We start from the raw sequence: 22449 nt of genomic DNA, 5'->3' as shown, positions 1-22449 counted from the left end.
AAATTGCAATCTTTTAAAAACATCAGAGTCGATGATTTTTTTTGTAATTTTTTAGACAAAAGATTTTTTCTTTTTTTGAAATTAGACCAATTTTTTATCTTTCAACGGTCCCTATATATAAGATTATAGCTGATGATAAAGCACAAAATATTTTTTTGTTGCCGAAAGTTCTAGCTCCTGAAATTTTTGAACTAGCCTTAGTTAATTCTTCTGGGAACGTTGCTGATTTAATACTTAAAGCAGAAGATATAGAAGGGCAAATTATCAAAATCTCCATGGATAATTTTTATAATAAATCATCTAACATCTTCTCCTCATCTCTTAACAATAAATGGTTAGTACAATCCCAAGAACAAGAAATTGCAAGGATGATAAGGAATATGCTCTTGGATAAAGAAGATAAATATTATGTAATGAGAGTAAAGAGAAAAATTAACCGTTTGCAAAATATCGGACTATCCATAGAGCAAGATAGGATTTATCGTTTTGGTAAACTTATTGGAGCAAGGTTAAACGTCACCAACAAAAAATCTAAAAAACTAATTCATCTTAAAGAAGCATACTTTAATAATCTATTTAATTTTTGTTTAGCTACCACTATTGAAAAAACCATACTTCCTCCTAAAGCTAAAGGATTTGTCTGGATAGTAGCAAAGGAGCAAGATGATGATTGATATGACCATATTTGCTAAACTTAAGGAAAAAATACCATTTCTAAGGAATAATAAACTACCAGAAGGCAAGCAGCCTAAAACTTCAAGTGAAGAGCTATTAGACGGGAAAGGAGAAATTACTCCTAATCAGGCTATTAGATATAAACAGTATAATTTATTATTACTGATTTTTGGCAGTAGCATTATTGCTGTACTTGTTCTAATCAGCATAATGCAGGGAAAGAATAAGCACAAAGCAATTATTAATGATAATCCTAAACCAAAAGTAGAGGTGGCAAGTGAAGCGTTAGACCCAGAGAAAATGTGGCGTAACCACTTTGAGGACTTACTGAATGACAATAAACGTAAATTTGATGAACGTTTACAAGGAGCAGAAACAAACTTTATCGAAAAAGAACAAAAACTACAAGAGGAGATAAAATTGGAACTAGCTAAAATGCAGGTTCAGCTAAATTTTGCTAAAAGTGAGCTAATAAGTGCGACAGAAGAGCTAAAAAGAATGCAGCAAATTCACCAAGAAGCAGAGCAAGATGTCAAAGATTTAACTAATGATGCAAATATTAGTACCGTAGACTTAAACAGCCAAATAGAATTTGATAAACCAAAAGATTCCAAGATTTACATCCCAGAGACTTCTTATGTTAGTGGTTATTTATTAGGCGGTCTTGCTGTATCTACTGCATTAAATACTCCTGATGAAAATGCTAGTCCTGTAGTAATTAGACTAACGGCAAGAGGCAATTTACCGAAGAACTTTAATCTTGATATCACTACCTGCCGCATTTTAGGAAGTAGCTACGGTGACTTATCAAGTGAAAGAGCAACTATTCGCCTAGAGAAAATGGTTTGCATTGACCCAACTACAGAACTAATAACCACCAGTAATATAGCAGGTCTTGTGCATGGATCAGATGGCATGAATGGTATTAAAGGTAGAATAGTATCCACCAGTAGTAAACATATAAAAAATGCTATGATCGGTGGAGTGATTAGCGGACTTAGCCAAAGTAGCAAAGGTCAGGAAAGCATGGCTATAACAAGTCTTGGAGCAGTTGCCACCCAAAAGAAAGGTTTTAAGGATATAGTAACAAATGGTGCTTTATCAGGTGCATCTAATGCTGCTGAGAAAGTAGCTGATTATTACTTAAGAATGGCAGAAAGTATGTCACCTGTTCTTACTATACCTGGTGGAGTAAAGGTAGATGTTATCTTCACCAAAGGTTTTTTTGTTGGGGAATTAACTACCCATAAAAAAATTAAGCAAGAAAGGAGACAAGGAAATCTAATAAACAAGAAATACCAAGAAGAGTAATAACAGGAGAAGCATAATGACAGACAAAATAGTAATAACTGAAAGAGTAACAATGGAAAGAAAAGTAATACAGCGAATTTACTCAAAAATCCTACTTGTTACCATGTTATTTAGTTTATCTGCCTGTGGTGTTTATGGTTCATCATTTACTTGTAAAGATGCAAGTGGTTTGGATTGCCTGCCTTTGAGCATAGTTGATCAAAAAATCAATAATGGAGAAATTGCTGAAGTTGAATTAAAGGAAAGGGCAAAATGTAAAGGAAGGAACTGCTACGTTAAAAGTCTTACAAAGAAACCTGATATTAAACCTAATAAAGTTCATAAAATAAAGTTACAGCAAGAAACCAAGCAGAGAATACTTAAAAATGGCAATTTGTTATATATCAAATAACTCTATGTCAAAAATAAAACATTATAGATAAGATAAAAAAGACAATTATATGAAGATAGTTAATTTTTTACAAGATATAGGAAATATTTGCGGTCTTACAGTTCCTGCAGAAGTAAATTACGATAGTAATAAGCTAATGCAAGAACATATCAATGATAATACCAAAGGAGCAAAATCTTTAGCTCCATATTTAAGCTATCGATATTTTGATCCTAAATGCAATATTTTCTTTAATGAAAATAACGTAGTAGGGTTCATGTTAGAAATAGCTCCGATAGTTGGAACAGACATTAATTTAGAAAAAAACTTAAGCCTATTTTTTAACAATGAATTACCAGAAAATTGTTATTTACAATTTTTACTAATTGCTAGCCATAACATAGAGCAAAAGCTAAAATTATGGAGTAATGCTAGAAGTAATTCTAATCAGATGTTACAGCAATTAACAGAATTTCGTAAGGAATATGTTAGTAAATGTGCCAAAGATTTTGCCAATCCACATGGCAGAATGGCTAAAGATTTCCGGATATATGTTTCTTTTAGTAAAAAAAATGACAATAGTAATAGTGTAAAATCTATTGAAGAAATAGTAGCTTTTCAAAGCAAATTAGTGAAAAAGCTGCAATCAATAAAACTATCTCCTCGTATATGTGATGCTGAAAATTTAATGTTTGTAGCAGCTGATATAGCTCAAATGCAAGTGCAAGACAGATTAAGTCGTAAATATGATCCAATCAATCCGTTAGCTAGTCAAATACTGACACCACTTTCAAGAACTATGGTGCAGGAAGATTGTCTAATTCATCTGGATAGTACTTATAGCGATAGTAGATTAAAGAACAACAAATTATCAACTAACAAATTAGTTTCTAAATGTTTTTACCCAGTTGTTCTGCCAGAACAGTGGTCGTTACTTGAGATGATTAATTTACTTGGTTCAACAAATGATTATGGCTTACCAGCAAGGCTAATAATTAGCTACACAGTGGCAAATAATGTAAGTAAAACGCAAAGCTCAAAAATTCTAGCAAGAGGACATAGAAGCATCCATGCTGCTGAGCAATGGTATACAAGACATGATACTAATTTAAAAAAAGAAGCTCTAGAGTGGCGGGAGATAATTGCTAAATCTAAAAATGGTGAACAATTTTTAACAGAATCTCTGCAAATAATGATTACTGCTCCTGAAAGCGAAATAGAAATAGCACAAGAATGCTTAACGAGTCTATACAATGCGAATGACTTCCAATTACAAATTAACAAAAACCTACAATTACCAGCAATGTTATCCATATTACCAATGCAGCAGCTGGTTAGTTGGAACTTTTTGCAGCATTTCCAATTGGTTAAAATTGCTCAAGCTAAGGAAGTAATAGCTAAACTACCAATACATGGAGAATGGAAGGGAGTTATGCAAAGTGGAGTACTATTACTAGGACGTAGAGGAGAGCTATTTAACTGGAATCCATTTGTCCGAATCAATGCTGGTAATTACAACGTATCGGTTATGGCACCATCTGGTTCTGGTAAGTCAGTATTTTTGCAGGAGTTAGCTACCTCAATGCTAGCACAAAATCTTTCAGTATTTATTTTAGATATAGGGGGTAGTTATCAAAATATTTGTGAGTTAATTGGTGGTGAAACAATTAGATTCAATCAGCATAATAATGTTTCTTTAAATCCTTTTGCTCAAATAGCAGGTAGCGGCAACAAACATGCTAAAGCTCTCTCTATGATTGGAGGAAATTGTCATCTGGTAGAAATAGGCTCAGTTACTGGGTTATCCTTAGAACAAATTGAAATGCTAACCGCTAGTACTAAACCTCAATCTCAAGAGCAAAATCATAATATTGCCAAAGATCAATGGCAAACAACACAAGATGATGATCAAGATTTAGCCTTAGATCAAAAAATAGAAATATTACAGATAGAAAATCATTTTGTTACTAAGGGACTGTTGAAAGAAGAGATAGGTATGGTATAATGAAAAAAAAGAAAAAAGAGAGTTGTAGAATGTCTTCGAATCAAATGACGATGGTATGTCTAAATCAATTAGTTAACGCAAATCATCAATATCGTAAATTTAAAGAATTATTTGATTTTGAAGTAGCAGCTAAAGAATTAAAAACTATTGAATCCAGAGCTAATTATAAAGGTTATGGCATTTTGCGACTTTTTAAATGCTTACTGTTACAGTTTATGGAAGACTTATCAGATCGTGAACTAGAAAGATATTTAAACGATAGCAATGCAGCTAAGTGGTTCTGTGATTTTGAGCTTACTGAAACTACACCTGACTATAGTGTTTTTAGTAAAGTTCGAGCCAAGATAGGTACAAATATGTTATCTAAGATTTTTAGATTATTCAGAGAACAACTACGTTCAAAAGGTTATATGAGTGAAGTATTTACTTTCGTTGACGCAAGCCATTTAATTTCTAAAGCTAGCTTGTGGGAAGAGCGAGATGAAGCTAGAAGGCAAAAATATGAGAAGTTGAACAATGAATCTCTGCCGAAAATTGCATATGATAAACAAGCTAGGATTGGTTGCAAAGGTGGCAATAAGTTTTGGTATGGTTACAAGAAACATGTTAGCGTGGATATTCAATCTGGATTGATTAATAAAGTTGCTGTAACTCCTGCTAACGTTACAGATGCAAAAGGTTTAGCCCATGTTTTACCAACTAGCGGAGCGGTATATGCTGATAAAGGTTATTGTGTTGCAACAGCAAAGGTCGTTGCTGCTGGTAGAGGAATTCATCTATGTGCCATTAAGAAAAATAACATGAAAGAGAAGAATTTTGCTCTTGATCGATATTATACTTTTATTAGGTCTCCATTTGAGAGGGTGTTTTCACAAGAAAATAAGCGACTGAGATATATAGGTATTGCAAAAAATCAATTTACTGAATTTATGAATGCAATATGTTTTAATTTGAAACGCTTAACCGTTCTGGCTATGTAAAATTAAGTATCTGGCAGAACAAAAAGCTAAAATTTATGAAAAAAAATTGCAATCTTTTAAAAACATCAGAGTCGATGATTTTTTTTGTAATTTTTTAGACAAAAGATTTTTTCTTTTTTTGAAATTAGACCAATTTTTTATCTTTCAACGGTCCCCTTTTATAAAACCCACAATGGTTGAAATAGAATGTTTGGGAGGAATGGATATTAACATATGCACGTGATCTGGCATTAGATACCCCTCCTCTATCTTACATTCTTTTTGTTGTGCTAAACTATGGGATACATCTTTTAACTCTTTCGCGTCAGTTCGGGATAAGGATGTTGCAAACATGTAGATTAACATCAAGTTTTGTTGAAGGTTTATTTTTCTTTAATGAATATGCAACAAGAGTAGATAATATATGAACAAAGGCATTTATCGGAGACCTATGTCTAGTATGTTCAAGAGCCATTTTATTTTTTAGATAATCAAAAACTGTTTCAATTAAGTTACGCTTTCGAAGTAAGATTTTTTCTTTTAAATCCATTAATTTATTTTCCATATTTTTCTTAATTCCATGAATCATTTTCAAGCCTTTCTCATATAAATTTAAGAACAAATTTTGCTTGATATATCCTTTATCAGCCACCATAATTCCAGTTAATCCTTTTGTTAATTCTGGCACTGGAACCCTATCATCTACGTTACCTTTTGTCACTTTTAACACCATAAACTCCCCTTTATTGTTGATTATCAAATGTAATTTAAAACTACTCTTGTTGCTTACTCTATGAAACCTACCAAACCTGCTATATCAAAAAATTATCTAATCCAGAATTGAGGTTATTAAGTCGCATGTTAATAAAAATTATTTCAAAGTAAAGAATATATGTTATTGCAAACATATAAAAAAAATAGTAACTTTATATTTGAGGTTTATTGCATTGTTATAGTTTTTGTAGAAGTGAAACTTTTAAATATATCTTAGTTGTTATGACAAAAACAAGTGCTAAAATTTGTTCAGGTAAACCTCTGTAATATTAAATTAACATTCTTGAGTGATGGAGGAATATATGAAAAACCATAAAAAAGCTAAAGAGTTCTGTGAGAAAGGAATTTACATGGAAGAAGGAGCTAAAGCAAGATTAATTGATGAACTAAGGAATGAAATTACAAACGCAAGATCATTAAAAGAGGTTATGCAAAAACTTGGTGAAGAGTATGGAAATAAGGAATCAAAAATGGCAATTGGTATTTTAGAAACTATGTATGAACTCTTAGGATTAAAGGATTTCCAAGACCATATTTATGATTTAGAAAAATTTTGTCTAGAATGGATGCTCACTAACAGAAATGATTTATTTGATGAAGCTTTCAATAGTATGCATAAAACAGCAGAACAGAAGAATAACGAAGACCTATTAAAGCACTTGGCAACTTATAATGAATATATAAAAAATCATATCCAAGCTAAGGAATTATATGAAGAAATAGATCCATACAAAGAGTATTTGATTATGGTAACTGATAAAATCCATAAAGCACCTGGTAATTATACATTAAAAGGATTGATGGAAGATCTTGGTGCAAGATTTGCTCATAATGAGCCTGCAGAGGCAATTAGTATTTTAGAAGCTATATATGAAGCTTTAAGTATAGAAAAAGATTTTATTGAACAAAATCAATTAAACTTAAAAGATAAAAATAAATCTTTAGATGAGGACAATAAATTAAGTATAGATGCTTTATTTTCTGAAGCTTTTTATAGTATGCATGAAATTGCAGAACGTCATCATGATCAGAAATTGTTACAAAAGCTAGAGGAGTGTTATCCTACAGAGGAAATACCTGCTATTGGTGAAGTTTACAACATGTAAGTTTAATTTTATTTAGGAGGGTTAAGATGCCAAGAGTTATTAGTCAAATAGGAGATAGTACCGATGGAGAAGATTATGAACTTGATGAAAATAACCCAAGTTCTAAAAAACATAAAGTTATTGAAAAGATGAATGAATATAATTATAACTATCAATATAAATATAGAGATGTATCTAATAAACTTGTAGATGGTTATGTAAACATTAATGTATCTTGTATATTAAAAGAAATGGGAAATCAACTTTTACAGAGTGAGAAAGTTAGAACTGAGTACAGAGAAAATATTAAATCCAAGTTTATTTCCAAAAACAGGAAAAAATATGAAGATTTGGATAACAAACTTGGGCGTGGATGGGGTCTAATTGTTAAATATTATGATCCAACTAATAATACAGTATTATCAGAAGGTGCAAGTGATTATTTTAAAATGAATGAAGAACACATTAATAAGAACTGTAAGAATGATACTGGTTATAATAATTTGGTAAGAACTAATGCAGATAGTGCAATTAAAGGAAACTACTATTTGAAGAAAACAATGAATATTCAAAACTCGTTTAAAAACATATATAAGCTCCATAAGGAAATAAATATCCAAAAACAAAGGCAAAATACAGAACTATTTGTATTTGATACTAATACTTCTCATAATATAACAGATGCTAGCTCATTCTTAGCAAGAATAAAAGCTAGTAAAAAGTTAGATAAAGACTTAGGAAAAAATCATTTGTATGATTATAAACATGGTACAAAGAGGCTTATATCTAATTCTATTACTAAGAAAACTACACAACAAAATGAAACTTTAGAGGTTAGTAAAGGAGGGGCATTTATACACTTTAAGACAAATGAAGGTGCTTATGATACTATTGGGCAAGAGTTGAAAAGACTTATAGATGACCAGTTTATTTATAAAAGTAAACTGAAAGAATTTTTTCTATCATCTTTGAGAGGAAAAATATGTTTTGAAATTGTCAAGAACAAGACAACAGAAACTGATTTAATAGATCAGCTCAAAACAGATGTAGAGTTAATATTTGGAATAGAAGTAAAAAGAAATCCAGCTGTACTTCTAACCAATGCAATGTTTTTTGATTTAGTAGACAAAGGAATATATAAAATAGAGGAAATTGCCGACAAGATGCCAATGGCCATGAAAGGAGCTGTAGTTGCCTCTGTTATAATTGATAAAAGTATGGGTAAATCAATATATGATTATAGGGAAAAGCCAACAGGGTACAAAGAAGTAAAAGAATTAGTAGAAAAAGATGAGTCTATTTTACAAGATTGGTTAAAGTGGAAGTTAGCAATTAATAAAAAAATAGAACAAAAAGATGCTGGTAATAATTTCTCAAAGTTAGGTCTCAATGATGTTATAGAAAAGCTTAAAAATTTAAAGCTTGAAGATAAAAGTTTAGATTTTATTAAGACTGATAAGTGTAGTAATAAAGCAAAAATTAAGGATACAGAAATACCTTTTGAACTAGATACTTGTAAAGGTACATTTAGATTAGAATGGAATACAACTAATGTTAAATATAACGTTAAGGTATGTCAAATACAACAAATTTCAGCTAAAGTTTTTTATGATCTAATAAAAGATTGGTATGGAATAGAGTTATCCTGTTTAAATAAAGATGATTTTATATTACTTAAAGCAGCAGCGGAACCAAAAGATCCAGAGCTAGATCGTAGCTCTCAAGGTGACTTCAAGGTTTTGGCTGTAGATGAAGGAACGGCAGTATCTGAAATAGAGTTGTTAAAATATAAACAAAAATATAGCAAACTTAAAACTTCACTAGATAAAATGGACTCTAATAAAGTGATAACTGATAAACTCCCTAAAGTTACTGAAAAGATTAATAAAGCACTACAAGATTATGATTATTTGACATCAAAACAATTAATTGACTCCCTTGGAAAACTATTTGGGGCTACTAATAAGAATAAATCTCCTGACGAAATAATGAGTTGTTTAAAAGCTATACACTCAGGTTTAGAATCCTCAGAAGAAACTATACGTACTAAATTAAATCTAAAGGATCCCAATAAACATTTTGGTAAAGGTAAAGTATTAAGCATAGATGATTTATTTTATGAAATACTTGGTAGAATAAATGATGCAGCCACAGAGAATAACAGGGAAGATATACTGACTACTTTACAAGAGTATTCCTATGCTCCACAAGAACAAATGAACATTGTAGGTGATATAGGAATATTATAAAAGAAACAATGCTTTTATTCCAGAATATGTTCAATTAACAAATCTTCTTAGTTAACTAAAAGATAATTGAAGTATTACATGTATCGGCTAGCAATCATAAATGCAAATTTCAGCAATCGAGGAATATTTTTGGCTAAGATTAATTGCAACTATAAAATAAATTAGACTAACATTAAGTGAGAATATAATTTTCTTGGGGTCTATCAGAAAGATCATACGCATCAAGTTAAGCCATAATTGTTAATAATTTTAGTGTATTTAAGGAAGATAATCTAGTTTTACGATATTTATCTTTCAAAGAAAATTTCCCCCAATCTACAATTAATTTCTTAAGGAACTGCTTTAAATCATTAAGACGTCCAGTAATAGACAGGAATAATTCTCTTGCCCTTTTCTGTAGTTCAATAAATGCTTTGGTTAAACTAATTTCTCTATCATTTGCTAATTTTACACAATTCGATAATCCATGAAAAATAAGAACACTACATAATTTACCATATAATTCACACAAAACTCTTGCAGGTTTACTTCTCCCTTTAAGATTTTCAATTTTTACATGACTTTTATATAATTTAAATAATAATTCAATTTGCCATCTTGCTCGATAAATTATCATTATATGCTCAGCATTAACCATATCCTCTGATATATTAGTGATAAATATTGACCAATCTAGTAATCTCTGATTTCTTGAAGAAGATTTATATTTATGAGACTTAGCTAATAAATTAGCCTTCCTTCTTCTACCAATAGCCTGTTCATCAGTCAATTTATGACATATAATCCGTAGCTTAACTTTTGCTTGTTTACCTAAAAGTACATCTTTTGATAAAAAGAATTTATTATCTAATAAGTTTAATAAATCAATTCTTTCCTTAGTGGTAGGGTCATATATATTAGTATCTGCTTTATAACGACTAATAAAATATGCACCAAGTTCGATAATTTGAATAAATGAAGCTGGGACAAAATAACCTAAATCAGATATTAATAAGTCCTTAGTAGATATGTTTGATAAATGTTCTCTATATCCTTGATCAGCCCTTATACCTTCTGTTATATCGACTCTATCTAACGATTGATTTAAATAATCAAATACTACCTGTAATTTAAGAGAAGCTTGCACTGTACTACTACGCCCCTTATAGCAAGCACCGCAACCTTTATACATATCTGCCATATTGGTAGGTAGAATAATATGGCTACTATCCAATAATTTAACGCTATTAAATTGCTGCAAAATGTTGCAATCAAGCGGCATAGTATTTCTAAATAATTTCAAGCATTGTTCATACATTGACTGCATAAATTTTACTGCTACCTCAGTAAACCTAAAGTCTAAGCCTTGAGCAGAAATATCTATAGTTTCTTCACTTAAAAAGTTACGCATCCCATCAAGACTACAATTACTATCGCTCATATTACCAAACACCATAGCTTTTAGAAAAGCTGAACCAGTTATTTTGCGTTGTCTCTTAATAAATCCTGTTGTAATGGATAAATTATTGGCTGTCTCTCCAAAAAACTCTTGGCATAGTTTTGCTAAGTTTACTATTTTCTCCATAGTACAAATTCTCACAATTTAATTGTTAACCTTGCAAAAATTTATACCATATATTAGCTTCTTTTTAATTCATAATTTACTACCGTAATACCAGTACAACCTACTTGCTTTTCTTAACTTGATGCGTATGGTCATAACGATTGTGTAAGTTGAAAAAAGTAGTAAAAATAAGAATAGTAAAAAATACTTACACGAGGTTAATATGAAGAAGAAAATAAAAACAACAAATCCATCTGTAGAAAAAGTAGTGTCAGAACTTTTGTCACAAAGCAATCCATCAGAAATTTTTGGCAAAGATGGTATATTCCAAGAGTTAAAAAACAACTAGTTAATAAGATTCTAGAAAAAGAGATGGAATCTTATATTGGATATGAGAAGCATTCCAAGGATGAGAAAGAATCTGAAAACAGACGTAATGGTAGTTATGAAAAGACTATAATAGATGAAGATGGTCGGAATATAACAGTAGATGTTCCAAGAGATAGAGAAGGAGAATTTGAACCCCTATTAATTCCTAAGGGAGTTCGACAATTTAGAGGGTTTGATGAGAAGGTAATATCTCTGTATGCAAGAGGTATGACCACAAGGGAGATACAAGGACATTTAGAGGAAATCTATTCTACCAAAGTATCTGCAGAGTTAATATCTAAAGTAACTGATGGAGTTTTGGAGGATATTATAAGTTGGCAGAATCGTCTATTAAAGAGGCTTTATTAAATAGCGATATTAAAAATCAAAATGAAAAAACATTAGAAGAATTAAAGTTTATAGCAGATACTCTTATTAAAAATTTATTGGAAGTACAAGAAGATAGTAGGCAATGGGAAGAATTTCTAACAATGTTAGTGCAGAGTTTTCCTGAAGAGCAATCTGTTGGATATTGCCGTACATTAGCTAGCTATTATTTGGTTGAACAAAAATTTGGTCTTGCCAAAATACATGCAGAACAAATTTTAAAATTTGATAAGGAAGATACAACAGCACAAGATATTGTAAATATGTTTGTCAAAAAAGAGGGAAGTATAGCAGTCAGTGCAGAATTAAATGAAAATAGTGTAGAAATGCTTGGAAACAAAAATGACTGTTTATTTGATATTGATAATTAACAATCTTTAGTAATTTTTGGAGAAAAAGTATGGGATTTGAAATATCACTTAAGTTCTATAATACATGGATGTTTTTTTGGATCAAGAAGTTTCCGTGGAATATCACATTATAATGGTAATACACATTTTAGGGATTATCAAAAGAGTAGTATCAAAGATAGAGTTGAATTTGACTGTGGTGTTTACGACTACCAAGAATCAAAAGATGATAATGGAGTATTTACAACGAGATATATAGCCAAGTCCTAATAAATAGGATATAATGATGTCATTATGACATATTCAATAGATTTTCGAAAGAAAGTATTTAAGATAAAAGAAAAAGAAGGATTAAGTTTTGCAGAAACATCAAAACGTTTTGGTATAGGGAAGACAACATTAGTTCGTTGGACAAACAGACTAGAACCTAGGACAACTCGTAATAAACCTGCCAGCAAAATAGATATGGAAGTATTAAAACAAGATATTAAAGAATATCCTGATGCTTACAACTATGAGAGGGCAAAGAGGTTGGGAGTAAGTAAGACTGGGATTTGGAATGCTCTTAAACGCTTAAATGTTACTTATAAAAAAACTATAAATCATCCCAAAGCCAAAGAAAAAGAGAGATTGATTTTTCAGAATAAAATTAGTGAGTATAGAAAAGATGGGAAACCTATTGTATATTTAGATGAAAGTGGTTTTGCTCATGATATGCCTCGTACTCATGGTTATGCTGTAAAAGGAGAAAGATGTTTTGGTCAGCAAGATTGGGGGGCTAAAGGACGGACTAATGCTATAGGTGCATTACTAGGAAATACACTAGACCTCTTCGGAAACTCGCTTATGCTGAGGAATTTGAAGGAGACGCGGAACGCAGAACCGCAGCGTACTCTAATGTACGTGAGGATTCGAGTACCGCATCGACGTACAAATTACCAGCAGAAGTAGAGTTTCCGAAGAGGTCTACTATTAACAGTTAGTCTTTTTGAACATAATATTGACACTCAAACTTTTTCGAGTTGGTTAAAAAAAGATTTAATGCCAAAATTACCTGATGGTAGTGTGATAGTTTTAGATAATGCTAGTTTTCATAAGAACAAAGATATGCAGGATGATGTAATAAAAGCTGGCTATATCCTTGAATATTTACCAGCATATAGTCCTGATTTAAATCTAATTGAGCATAAATGGGCTCAAGCAAAATCTATTCGTAGAAAATACCACTGTAATATAGATCAGCTCTTTAAAGACTTTTGTCTATAACCGTTTTATATAGAATTAGCTATATTATAATTTTATAGCAAAAATTTTACTAATTAGCTATTAGTGGAGAATAAAAAAGGAGTATAATGATAGATATTAGAAAAGTAAGATTATATGACAGAAGAACAAACCAGTAATAATATTAATTACCAACCAACTATGTTTGTTGGTACCGATGACTTCAAGACATTATTACTAAATAGCGATGTATTTGTTGATAAGAGTCTAATGATCAAAGAATTATTAGAAGATAGTGGAGCAGTCACCCTAATCACCCGTCCAAGACGGTGGGGGAAGAGCTTAAATATGGATATGGTTAGGAGATTTCTGGAAATAGAAGTGAATGCACAAGGTAAGACTTTCCCGCAAGAACAAAGGGTGAATTATAAGTTGTTTAGCGGAGGAGAAGTGGATTTAGGATTTGATGAGACTAAAAAACTAAAGCCATTAAAAATTTCTAGTGTAGTAAAAGCTATGAAACGTCAAGGTCAATTCCCAGTTATTCTCATAAGTTTTAAGGGCGTTAGGGGAAGTAGTTATGAGGAAATTGAAAGTAAAATCAGCTATCAAGTAATAAAGTTATTTAGTAATTATCGTTATTTGGAAACTTATTTAACAGATAAGGAAAATTTATTAAATGATGCTCAAAAGAAACAATTAACTAGATATTTTACTGGAAAGTTTAACAAAGTAGAGCTTGAAAATAGTTTAAAATTTTTAAGCGATTTACTTTATAAACATTTTAATCAAAAAGTTTACATACTAATTGACGAGTATGATACGCCAATTAATAGTGCATATATGAAATTTGGCAATAATATAGAAGAGTTTGAGGAAGTACTATCTCTATTCCGTGCAATATTTGGCAATAGTCTTAAGGGCAATGATTCGTTACAAAAAGGCATCATTACCGGTATATTACGAATTGCTAAGGCTAATTTACTTTCAGATTTGAATAATTTAACTGAGTGTAGTCTATTAGATGAGAATTTTACAGACATCTATGGCTTTACTCAAGCAGAAGTTGATGAATTATTAAGCATCGTACCAACTAAAACTAATCGAGAAGAAATTAAAAATTGGTATAATGGGTATAATTTTGGTGGAGAAATCATTTATAATCCTTGGTCAATTATGAGATGTTTAGCTCAGAAGGGCAAGCTTGATCACTATTGGATTGATAGTGGTGGAACTGATTGGATTGATCATATACTGCTCTCAGATGAGATGCAGCAAGATATCCAGGCTTTAGCTGCAGGTAAAACTATTACTTCTTCTATTACTAAACATATAAGTTTTGCTGATATCAACCAACCAGAAGGGCTATTTAGCTTACTGTTATTTAGTGGTTATCTAAATCCTGCGACCAAGATACCAGAAAGAGACATTTATGATCTATCTGTTCCTAATTATGAAGTAAAATATATTTATGAAAAGAGAATGCTGCAATGGGTTACTAAACAAATAGAAATTGATAATTCGGGCTATTATTCTTTCGTTACTTTATTACCAGATGGTAAAATAGAGGAGTTTAAAGAGCGTTTGCAAGAATTATTGCAAAATTCTACTAGTTTTCATCAAACAGGAGCAAAGAAAGCAGAACTGTTTTATAGTGGCTTTATGCTCGGCTTTATTAACATGCTAGGACCTAATTATATAATATCGAGCGAACAAGAATCAGGTGATGGGCGACCAGATATTGTAATGATCCCAAAAATTGGCAAAGGTGATAAAGCGATGATTATCGAGTATAAAATCGCTAAATCCTCAGAAGACTTAGGCTCTATAGCTAAATCTGGTCTGCAACAAATTATTGACAGGAGATATGACGCTAAAATAAAAGAACATCAACATATTAAAAATATCATCAAAATTTCTATGGCATTTTCTGGAAAAAATATGGAGTTAGAATATGAAATAACGAAGCTCTAATAATAGAGCGTAAGCGTTTGAATTACGAGTAATTTAGTGTCTGACTGGGTTCGGAAATTGTTCACTACGCCCCGCCAAGACTTATCACCCTTCCAGGGTTTTCTAATTTTATAAAGCAATCCATATGCTCCCTATATGCTCCTTACGAATTGGAAAATAAGGAGTATATTTGCCTTCAACCCCTCTTTAGTACTGGTGTTCAGCTGGAGGGATTATGCAACAAATAGTCAACTCTTCCTCCACCCCTACGATATTGGTGCTAATAATACTGACAATAATACTATTGTCTATAATTTTGTGCCACCTGAGTGGTTTGATCTTAGAACTAGTTGTGGTGTTATTTTAGTATATTTTTAATCGAAAAACAATGTAAATTTTGTAGGAATACGCATTATTCTAGCGAAATAATGTGCGACTAATTTCGAAAAATCTGCATAGTTTTGTAGAAAAAATAGGCTCAAAATAAACCAATAAAAATTTTGTAGATCGCAGCCTAATATATTGTCACTATGTTTCAGTTTATTTTTTATAAAAAAAACAAAAAATTATAAAAATTTTGCTAATTACCTCTTAGTGGATAATAAAATAAGGAGTATAATGATATTATAGTTAGAAGGAAACAATAAAAACAATGATAGAAGAAAAAAATAAAAATAATGTTAATGATCAGCTAAGTATATTTGTTGGTACCGATGACTTCAAGACATTATTATTAAATAGTGATATATTTGTTGATAAAAGTTTGATGATCAAAGAATTACTGAAAAGTAGTGGTGCAGTTACCCTAATCACCCGTCCAAGACGGTGGGGGAAGAGCTTGAATATGGATATGGTTCGTAAATTTCTGGAAATAGAAGTAAATGCACAAGGTCAGCCTCTGCCACAAGAACAAAGGGTGAATTATAAGCTGTTTGTTGGTGGAGAGGTGGATTTGGGGCTAGCAAGTGGTAGAAAAAAGTTGTTTAAACCACTTAAAATATCTGAGTATCCAGATATTCTTTTAGACTATCAAGGTCAATTTCCAGTTATTCTAATAACTTTCAAGAATATTAAAGGTAGTAGTTATCAGGAAATTGAAAATAAAATCCGATATAAACTAACTGAATTATTTAGGACTTATCATTACTTAAAGCAATATCTAGAAAAAGATCATAATACCCTAGATGATGGTGAAAAAAATCAATTAACTAGATATTTTACTGGAGAATTTAATAAAGTAGAGCTTGAGAATAGTTTAAAATTTCTAAGCGATTTACTTTATAAACATTTTAATCAAAAAGTTTACATACTAATTGACGAGTATGATACGCCAATTAATAGTGCCTATATGAAATTTGGCAATAATCTAGAAGAGTTTGAGGAAGTATTAGCTCTATTTCGTGAAATATTCGGCAATAGCCTCAAAGGTAATGATTCATTACAAAAAGGTGTCATTACCGGCATATTGCGTATTGCTAAGGCTAATTTGCTTTCAGATTTGAATAATTTAACTGAATGTAGTCTATTAGACAAAAAATTTGCTCGCAGTTATGGGTTTACTCAAGTAGAAGTTGATGAATTATTAACCAAAGTTCCACTTGAAACTGATCCAGAAGAAATTAAAAATTGGTATAATGGTTATAATTTTGGCGGAGAAATCATTTATAATCCATGGTCAATTATGCAATGTTTATCAAGACAAGGTGAGCTTGATCATTACTGGATTGACAGTGGAGGAACTCAGCTGGTTGATAAAGCATTACTGTCTGATGAGATGCAAGAAGACTTACGGAATTTAGTTACTAGTAAAACTATTACTTTACCCATCATGAAACAAATAAGTTTTGCTGACATCAATAAACCAGTTGGGTTATTTAGCTTACTGCTATTTAGTGGTTATTTAAACCCTACTGCTAAAAACCCAGAAAAAAACATTTATGAATTATCGGTACCTAATGAGGAAATAAAATATATCTATGAAGCACGAATGCTCAGATGGTTAGCTGATCAATTAGAAACTGACGATTCTAGATATTATTCTCTTATCAATTTATTACCATCTGGAAAAATAGAAGAGTTTGCATCTAGGTTGCAAGAATTATTGCAAAATGCTACAAGTTTTCATCAGGTAGGAGAGAAGAAGGCTGAACTATTTTATAGTGGTTTTATACTTGGTTTGATTAATACTTTAACCACAGATTATGTCATAGACAGTGAGCGAGAATCATGCGATGGTCGCCCAGATTTGGTAATGATCCCGAAAGTGGGTAAAAGTGATAAAGCGATGGTTATTGAGTATAAAATCGCTAAATCCTCAGAATATCTGGCTGATATATCCAAACTTGGCTTACAACAAATTATTAATAGAAAATATGATAGTAAAATAAAAGAGTACTCACATGTAAAACAAATATTAAAAATTTCCATGGCATTTTGTGGAAAAAATATGGAGTTGCAATATGAGGTAACGAAGCTCTAATAATAGAGTGTCATGACTTGGATAATAAGCAATTTAGTGTCTGACTGGGTTCGGAAATTGTTCACTACGCCCCGCCATTCGGCACAATTTGCTACTTTTTGCAATTCTGTGAATGGAAAATCCAGAACGTAATGCAGTTTACAGCCCTCGAGTGTTAGGTTCGAAAACATAAAATTTAATAATTCCCTTTTTTCAACAATTGTCGAACCTTTAAAAGTTTCATAGGCTTCAGAAGCTAGAGTTATCAAGGTTGAGACGGTATCAGTAAATTTGTCATCTGCTTCATCATAAATGAGTCTGTCATAACGATTGTGTAAGTTAAAAAAAGTAGTAAAAATAAGGTAATAGAAACCAGCAAGTTATTTGAAATTATTACTATGTTCTTTGTCACCTAATTTTATGGGTTTAACTATAATATTTCAGGATTTTTTATTTGTAAGGTTTTTAATACTTCTTTAATTTGCTTTAGTATTTCATCTTCCCTGCCCTCAATAGCTTTTCTAGGCTCTTCTGGACTCCAAGCTCTTAAAATTTCATTCCTGATTAATTTTTTATTGCAAAAGATACCGTAATGTTCTAACGTTTGTTATTCCAACTGTTATTCTAACCAGCTTCTTAATAAAGTCAATCTTTAGTTGTCGGTTCTTTTTCTTCATCTATTCTAAGTCGAATCTCGATAAATCTTTGGCAAAACCTTATAAAATTTCTTGCTAACTTTCTTGATTCTTCTTCACTTATCTCTTGATCATGTGAACTACGAATGGTTGATGCTAAATTATTAAATATTTCTTCTGCTGTTCTTTTACCTTTACTCATATTTTTTCTCATGTTTTTATCACTTTATATTTTAATTGTTCTAATAGTTTTTTTTCCAAGACGTCTGTACTAATTCCATAAAAATCATTAGGAGTAACAACTCCATGAGTTGCTAAAAAAATTCTTTCCATCACTTTGGGTCTTGGGATACTGTCTTCGTAGAGATATTTGTAAATGTTAGCTGATGAGACTTGAAATAATTTATCAACCTTACCGGTTTGTAAATTATTTACTTTCATCCAAATTGATAGTTTCATAATAACCTTTAAATAAAAATTAATTGTAATGTAAATAGATATATAGGAACGATTTTTAGCCTGATGTCTAGTATTTAATGTTATTTATAAAACTATTAACTTGTGTGAAATAATCACTTTTAGTAACCTAAGATTGTAATTGTTATTTACTAACACATCAAAATTCTAGTTGTAACAATATCACGATCTTATTGAGAAAACAAAAGACGGGGTTGTAACTTAAATAGAATAAAGTATAAAAATTACTATTTTTTTAAACCAATATATAATAAACTGTTGCAAGAATTTTTATTTTTAGTTAATATTTACTTTATTATTAAAGTAATGTAGTGGTATTTAAATGGAAGATATTAATGATTGGCAAATAAAATACGAAAATTGTAAATATGCGGATAGGTTACTAATACCAAATCACTATCTAATTAACAAGATACTATCCAATTCCAAGCACATATAGATTTGACAATTGCAGGATTATTTTCATAATAATTACATGCTGTGATTAGTTGATTTTCTATAGCATTCATTGAATCAAAAGCTAGGTTATAAAAGAATTTTTCCCTCATATCATCCCATATATTTTCTTGTGGGTTTAATTGTGGGCTATATGGTGGCAAGTAAGCTAGTTTAATATTATTAGGTAATAATTCTTTATCGAGTTTATGTGCAGCAGCTCCATCGCATACTACTAAAAGAAAATTATCCTTATAACGCTTTGCCATTTCTTGTAGCATTAACATCATCCAATCTTGGTTCATTAAAGGCAAAATAAGGAAACAACTAGCACCGTCAAATGGACAAACTGCCCCATAAGTATAAGTATATTCACGAATAATTTGTTTCTTAAGTAAAGGCCTGATTCCAGCCGGAACCCAGCAACGCCTTAATGAATCTATACGACCAAAACGTGCCTCATCTTGGAAGAATATCTTTAATTCCTTGCCTTCAGTTGCTGCTGATACTCTTGCTTCTTTAACCATATCAGGCCACTTTTTTTAAAAGTTTCTACCGCATCCTTCTTTTGTTTAGGATGGTATGGTCTTGGTGCAATTTTACGCCACCCATGCCTATGAAGCAGCCTATAAGCTGTGTAACGTGCTATTTTACTACCAACCGTTTCCTCAAAAATCTTATGCACCTTGCTAATTTCTACTATCCCACCATTAACGGCATTCTGTTCTATCTTTTTAAGCATCTCACGTTCTTGCTCTTGAGTTAGATAACTTCTGTATCTCCCACCTTTCTTCCTGCTACATAGTGCCTTTAAGCCTTTTTTTCGACATTGACTATGGGTTCTGTGAACATGACTTTCTGATAATCCTGTAACTTTAGCAATCAATGATGTCGGCATTTTTTCACTCACTCTTAGATAGATTGATTGATAACGTCTAAATTCTTCTTTAGTCTTTGCTTCATTCATTAATTGTTTCACTTCTTCTACATTAACTTCTAATACCTTATACCCTCTAGACATCTTAATTAACACTATACTATCTTAAATAACACACTATAGCATCTATATTATTAAATAGATAGTGATTTGGTATAAGTAAATTATTTGAGCTAAACCAGCAAGTAACTATACCTGTAAATATTAATGAGATTACAAAAGCTATCTATTACGCCAAAAAGTATCATGGTAGCCAAATGCGACAATCCGGCGATCCATATTATTCTCATCCAATAGAGGGGGCGTATATGGTTGCTGAATATACCGCATTAGAAATGCCAAAATATTACAGAACTGATATGATCATTACCAGTTTACTACATGATACTATTGAAGATACAGCTTTTACCGAAGAGATGATTGGTAGAGCTTTTGGTGAGCAAGTTGCTAGTCAAGTGATGGATATCACAAGAATAAAAGAGGATGGGCATAAGATTAGTTCAGCAAAAATATTAGAAATTTTGTATAAACAAAAAAAAATGTGATATATTGGTGATTAAGGTATTTGATAGACTTCATAATACACAAACCATAGGAGCAAAATCTCCTGAAAAGATTAAGAATATAGTTGGTGAAACAGCACAGAGTTTTTTAGCGATATGCACTTATCTTGGCTATATAAAATTGGAGAATTATTTGTATAAATTATTCTATAACTCTATATGTAGAGAACATAATACCAACGAACTAGAAATTACTTATTAAATTATTAAACATTGCGTAACTTCTCCAACATTGCAAAATGACGCAGACCAAATCCATATGCCACAAGGAAAGGCACAAATAATATTACTATGCCCCAATTACCAAAATGCTCTATTAAATAAACTAATCCAAAAGAAGTAACAATAAACATTATCGCCCGTACTACAGCAAATGAGATACTGACACATCTAAAACGTTTAAATACAGGAAACTGCTTATAAAATATTGGAGTTGCTGGAAATACTCTTGGTCCAAATATCACTATAAAGAACTGCAATAATAATAAATAAAAAGGAGATGGGATATTAGTCAATAAATATGGTAAGAATATAATAGTACTAGAAAAAATCACTAATCGTGTCTTTGAAATTTTTAGTGGAGATATCTTATAACTTAAATAATTATATGCAATACCAATAAGTAAACATGCTGTTGCAATAATCAAGTTATGAGCAATAATTTGCTGAGAATTATAATTTAGGGTAGTTCTAAGTATAGCACTACAATGCACATATAGCAAATAAAAACAAATTGGTCCAGTAGACTCAATTGATAAATAAGCTAATATAGTTTTTATATTAACTTTTTCATTTAACATTTCTTGATTAGTAATATCTTTTTTTTCTAGACCAAAAGTTTTAAGTTTATTTATCAGCCTTCTGGTTGCATCAGCAAATTCTGGAGTTTCTCTAAGACGCGTCCTTGCAATAGCTCCCACTATGGCAATCACTGCACCAAATAAAAAAGCATATCGCCAGCTAAAGCTATATGCAGTAACAAGCGTTGCAACACCTAAAGCAAATACTGCTCCTAGATCAGCAAATATTGAAATACAACCAACAACAGGATATTGCAGTGGTGGTTTGGTCATTTCCGTTAAATATAATTCAGCCCCTACTACTTCTCCTAAGGATGACATACCTTGGACTATCCGACAAATAGTGATTAATACCGAAGCGGTAATCCCAATTTGGGCATAAGTAGGCAAAATAAACATCATCAAACAAGAACATGCCATCATGAAAGTTGTAATAACTACCGTAGATTTACGACCTACTTTATCGCCTATCCAACCAAATAGCAAAGCCCCAATTGGTCGAAAAACAAAAGTAGCACAGAAAGCAAAAGCCGACAGCAGAGTTGCAGTGTGCGGATCAGTCTTTGGAAAAAACAACTCATTCAACAATACTGCCATATGGACATATAGCATTAAGTCAAAATATTCAAGGAATGTGCCAATTGACAACAGTCCAACAGCTTCTTTTTGTTCTCTGGTAAGGCTAGTCTGGCGATCAGGGATAATCCTGGTATTTTCTTGAACAATTTCACTCATAATTGACATGGTTTTGTTGTTGACCTCTGATAGCTCATAATTTCTCCAGTGATTAATTTCTGTATTCTGTGTTAATATTATTTAGTATATAACATTTTATCGCTGCACTAAGTGATATAAGAAAAATAATTTTTACCCATAATTTGTCATTTCCG

23 protein-coding genes and 2 pseudogenes are annotated in these 22449 nt (G+C 31.3%); 17 read left to right on the top strand and 8 right to left on the bottom strand.

Features of this window, described 5'->3' with window-relative positions; translation table 11 throughout:
• Positions 1-158: 158 nt before the first annotated feature.
• The 5 genes from ACQH1V_RS01090 to ACQH1V_RS01070 are packed head-to-tail and all read left to right on the top strand — an operon-like array spanning position 159 to position 5341.
• Complete coding sequence (locus ACQH1V_RS01090) at positions 159-674, top strand: hypothetical protein (RefSeq protein ID WP_425360541.1); 516 nt, start codon at positions 159-161, stop codon at positions 672-674.
• Positions 664-1986 carry a TraB/VirB10 family protein gene (locus tag ACQH1V_RS01085; RefSeq protein WP_425360540.1) on the top strand — a complete coding sequence of 441 codons (1323 nt, stop codon included), beginning with the start codon at positions 664-666 and terminating at the stop codon, positions 1984-1986. Before ACQH1V_RS01090 ends, ACQH1V_RS01085 begins: the two co-directional genes overlap by 11 nt.
• A gap of 16 nt (positions 1987-2002) precedes the next feature.
• Positions 2003-2377, top strand: a complete 375-nt coding sequence (locus ACQH1V_RS01080; RefSeq protein WP_425360539.1) for a hypothetical protein — start codon at positions 2003-2005, stop codon at positions 2375-2377.
• 49 nt (positions 2378-2426) lie between these two features.
• Positions 2427-4361 (top strand): TraC family protein, encoded by a 1935-nt coding sequence (locus ACQH1V_RS01075; protein WP_425360538.1) that lies wholly within the window; start codon positions 2427-2429, stop codon positions 4359-4361.
• Positions 4361-5341, top strand: a complete 981-nt coding sequence (locus ACQH1V_RS01070) for a transposase (protein ID WP_425360537.1) — start codon at positions 4361-4363, stop codon at positions 5339-5341. Before ACQH1V_RS01075 ends, ACQH1V_RS01070 begins: the two co-directional genes overlap by 1 nt.
• A gap of 153 nt (positions 5342-5494) precedes the next feature.
• Here the strand turns inward: ACQH1V_RS01070 and ACQH1V_RS01065 are convergent.
• Positions 5495-5629: pseudogene (locus ACQH1V_RS01065) on the bottom strand (transposase); the annotation flags it as partial.
• 16 nt (positions 5630-5645) lie between these two features.
• A pseudogene (locus tag ACQH1V_RS01060) lies at positions 5646-6092 on the bottom strand (IS982 family transposase); the annotation flags it as partial.
• 304 nt (positions 6093-6396) lie between these two features.
• On the opposite strand from ACQH1V_RS01060, the gene ACQH1V_RS01055 reads away from it, so the two are divergent.
• A complete protein-coding gene (locus ACQH1V_RS01055) occupies positions 6397-7200 on the top strand; it encodes a hypothetical protein (protein ID WP_425360536.1) in 804 nt (267 codons plus the stop codon).
• A 26-nt stretch (positions 7201-7226) separates the two neighbouring features.
• Entirely contained in the window at positions 7227-9428 is a 2202-nt protein-coding gene (locus tag ACQH1V_RS01050) for a hypothetical protein (protein WP_425360535.1), read from the top strand.
• Positions 9429-9654: 226 nt separating this feature from the next.
• Here ACQH1V_RS01050 and ACQH1V_RS01045 read toward each other — a convergent pair whose 3' ends face one another.
• On the bottom strand, positions 9655-10992 hold the full coding sequence (locus tag ACQH1V_RS01045; RefSeq protein WP_425360534.1) for an IS4 family transposase: 1338 nt from the start codon (positions 10990-10992) through the stop codon (positions 9655-9657).
• A gap of 202 nt (positions 10993-11194) precedes the next feature.
• Between ACQH1V_RS01045 and ACQH1V_RS01040 the strand changes: the two genes are divergently transcribed.
• The 8 genes from ACQH1V_RS01040 to ACQH1V_RS01005 all read left to right on the top strand — a co-directional run bounded on the left by ACQH1V_RS01040 (position 11195) and on the right by ACQH1V_RS01005 (position 17733).
• On the top strand, positions 11195-11320 hold the full coding sequence (locus ACQH1V_RS01040; RefSeq protein WP_425360533.1) for a hypothetical protein: 126 nt from the start codon (positions 11195-11197) through the stop codon (positions 11318-11320).
• A gap of 23 nt (positions 11321-11343) precedes the next feature.
• Positions 11344-11709 (top strand): transposase, encoded by a 366-nt coding sequence (locus ACQH1V_RS01035; protein WP_425360532.1) that lies wholly within the window; start codon positions 11344-11346, stop codon positions 11707-11709.
• Positions 11676-12098 (top strand): hypothetical protein, encoded by a 423-nt coding sequence (locus tag ACQH1V_RS01030; RefSeq protein WP_425360531.1) that lies wholly within the window; start codon positions 11676-11678, stop codon positions 12096-12098. The genes ACQH1V_RS01035 and ACQH1V_RS01030 overlap by 34 nt, the downstream gene beginning before the upstream one ends.
• Before the next feature lie 64 nt (positions 12099-12162).
• Positions 12163-12336, top strand: coding sequence for a hypothetical protein (locus tag ACQH1V_RS01025; RefSeq protein ID WP_425360530.1), 174 nt, complete (start codon positions 12163-12165; stop codon positions 12334-12336).
• A gap of 35 nt (positions 12337-12371) precedes the next feature.
• Positions 12372-13028, top strand: a complete 657-nt coding sequence (locus ACQH1V_RS01020) for an IS630 transposase-related protein (RefSeq protein WP_425360529.1) — start codon at positions 12372-12374, stop codon at positions 13026-13028.
• A gap of 48 nt (positions 13029-13076) precedes the next feature.
• Positions 13077-13343 (top strand): transposase, encoded by a 267-nt coding sequence (locus ACQH1V_RS01015; protein ID WP_425360921.1) that lies wholly within the window; start codon positions 13077-13079, stop codon positions 13341-13343.
• Positions 13344-13457: 114 nt separating this feature from the next.
• Entirely contained in the window at positions 13458-15275 is a 1818-nt protein-coding gene (locus ACQH1V_RS01010) for an AAA family ATPase (RefSeq protein ID WP_425360528.1), read from the top strand.
• Positions 15276-15906: 631 nt separating this feature from the next.
• A complete protein-coding gene (locus ACQH1V_RS01005) occupies positions 15907-17733 on the top strand; it encodes an AAA family ATPase (protein ID WP_425360527.1) in 1827 nt (608 codons plus the stop codon).
• A 624-nt stretch (positions 17734-18357) separates the two neighbouring features.
• On the opposite strand, the gene ACQH1V_RS01000 is transcribed toward ACQH1V_RS01005, so the two are convergent.
• From ACQH1V_RS01000 to ACQH1V_RS00985, 4 genes are all read right to left on the bottom strand, one after another.
• On the bottom strand, positions 18358-18561 hold the full coding sequence (locus ACQH1V_RS01000; RefSeq protein WP_425360526.1) for a hypothetical protein: 204 nt from the start codon (positions 18559-18561) through the stop codon (positions 18358-18360).
• Entirely contained in the window at positions 18558-18806 is a 249-nt protein-coding gene (locus ACQH1V_RS00995) for a hypothetical protein (RefSeq protein ID WP_425360525.1), read from the bottom strand. Before ACQH1V_RS00995 ends, ACQH1V_RS01000 begins: the two co-directional genes overlap by 4 nt.
• 422 nt (positions 18807-19228) lie before the next feature.
• Entirely contained in the window at positions 19229-19786 is a 558-nt protein-coding gene (locus ACQH1V_RS00990) for an IS630 family transposase (RefSeq protein WP_425360524.1), read from the bottom strand.
• Positions 19738-20280 carry a helix-turn-helix domain-containing protein gene (locus ACQH1V_RS00985; protein WP_425360100.1) on the bottom strand — a complete coding sequence of 181 codons (543 nt, stop codon included), beginning with the start codon at positions 20278-20280 and terminating at the stop codon, positions 19738-19740. Before ACQH1V_RS00985 ends, ACQH1V_RS00990 begins: the two co-directional genes overlap by 49 nt.
• 173 nt (positions 20281-20453) lie before the next feature.
• Between ACQH1V_RS00985 and ACQH1V_RS00980 the strand changes: the two genes are divergently transcribed.
• Positions 20454-20741: an HD domain-containing protein gene (locus ACQH1V_RS00980; RefSeq protein ID WP_425360523.1), complete on the top strand. Its 288-nt coding sequence runs from the start codon at positions 20454-20456 to the stop codon at positions 20739-20741.
• Positions 20742-20748: 7 nt separating this feature from the next.
• Positions 20749-20961, top strand: coding sequence for a hypothetical protein (locus ACQH1V_RS00975; protein WP_425360522.1), 213 nt, complete (start codon positions 20749-20751; stop codon positions 20959-20961).
• 4 nt (positions 20962-20965) lie between these two features.
• Here the strand turns inward: ACQH1V_RS00975 and ACQH1V_RS00970 are convergent, their stop codons facing one another.
• The gene (locus ACQH1V_RS00970) at positions 20966-22294 is read right to left on the bottom strand and encodes an MFS transporter (RefSeq protein ID WP_425360521.1); all 1329 of its coding nucleotides are present in this window, start codon (positions 22292-22294) and stop codon (positions 20966-20968) included.
• Positions 22295-22449: the final 155 nt, after the last annotated feature.

The organism is Candidatus Tisiphia endosymbiont of Ceraclea dissimilis (assembly GCF_964030735.1).
Taxonomy (GTDB): Bacteria; Pseudomonadota; Alphaproteobacteria; order Rickettsiales; family Rickettsiaceae; genus Tisiphia.
This window is presented reverse-complemented; position numbering and strand designations above follow the sequence as displayed.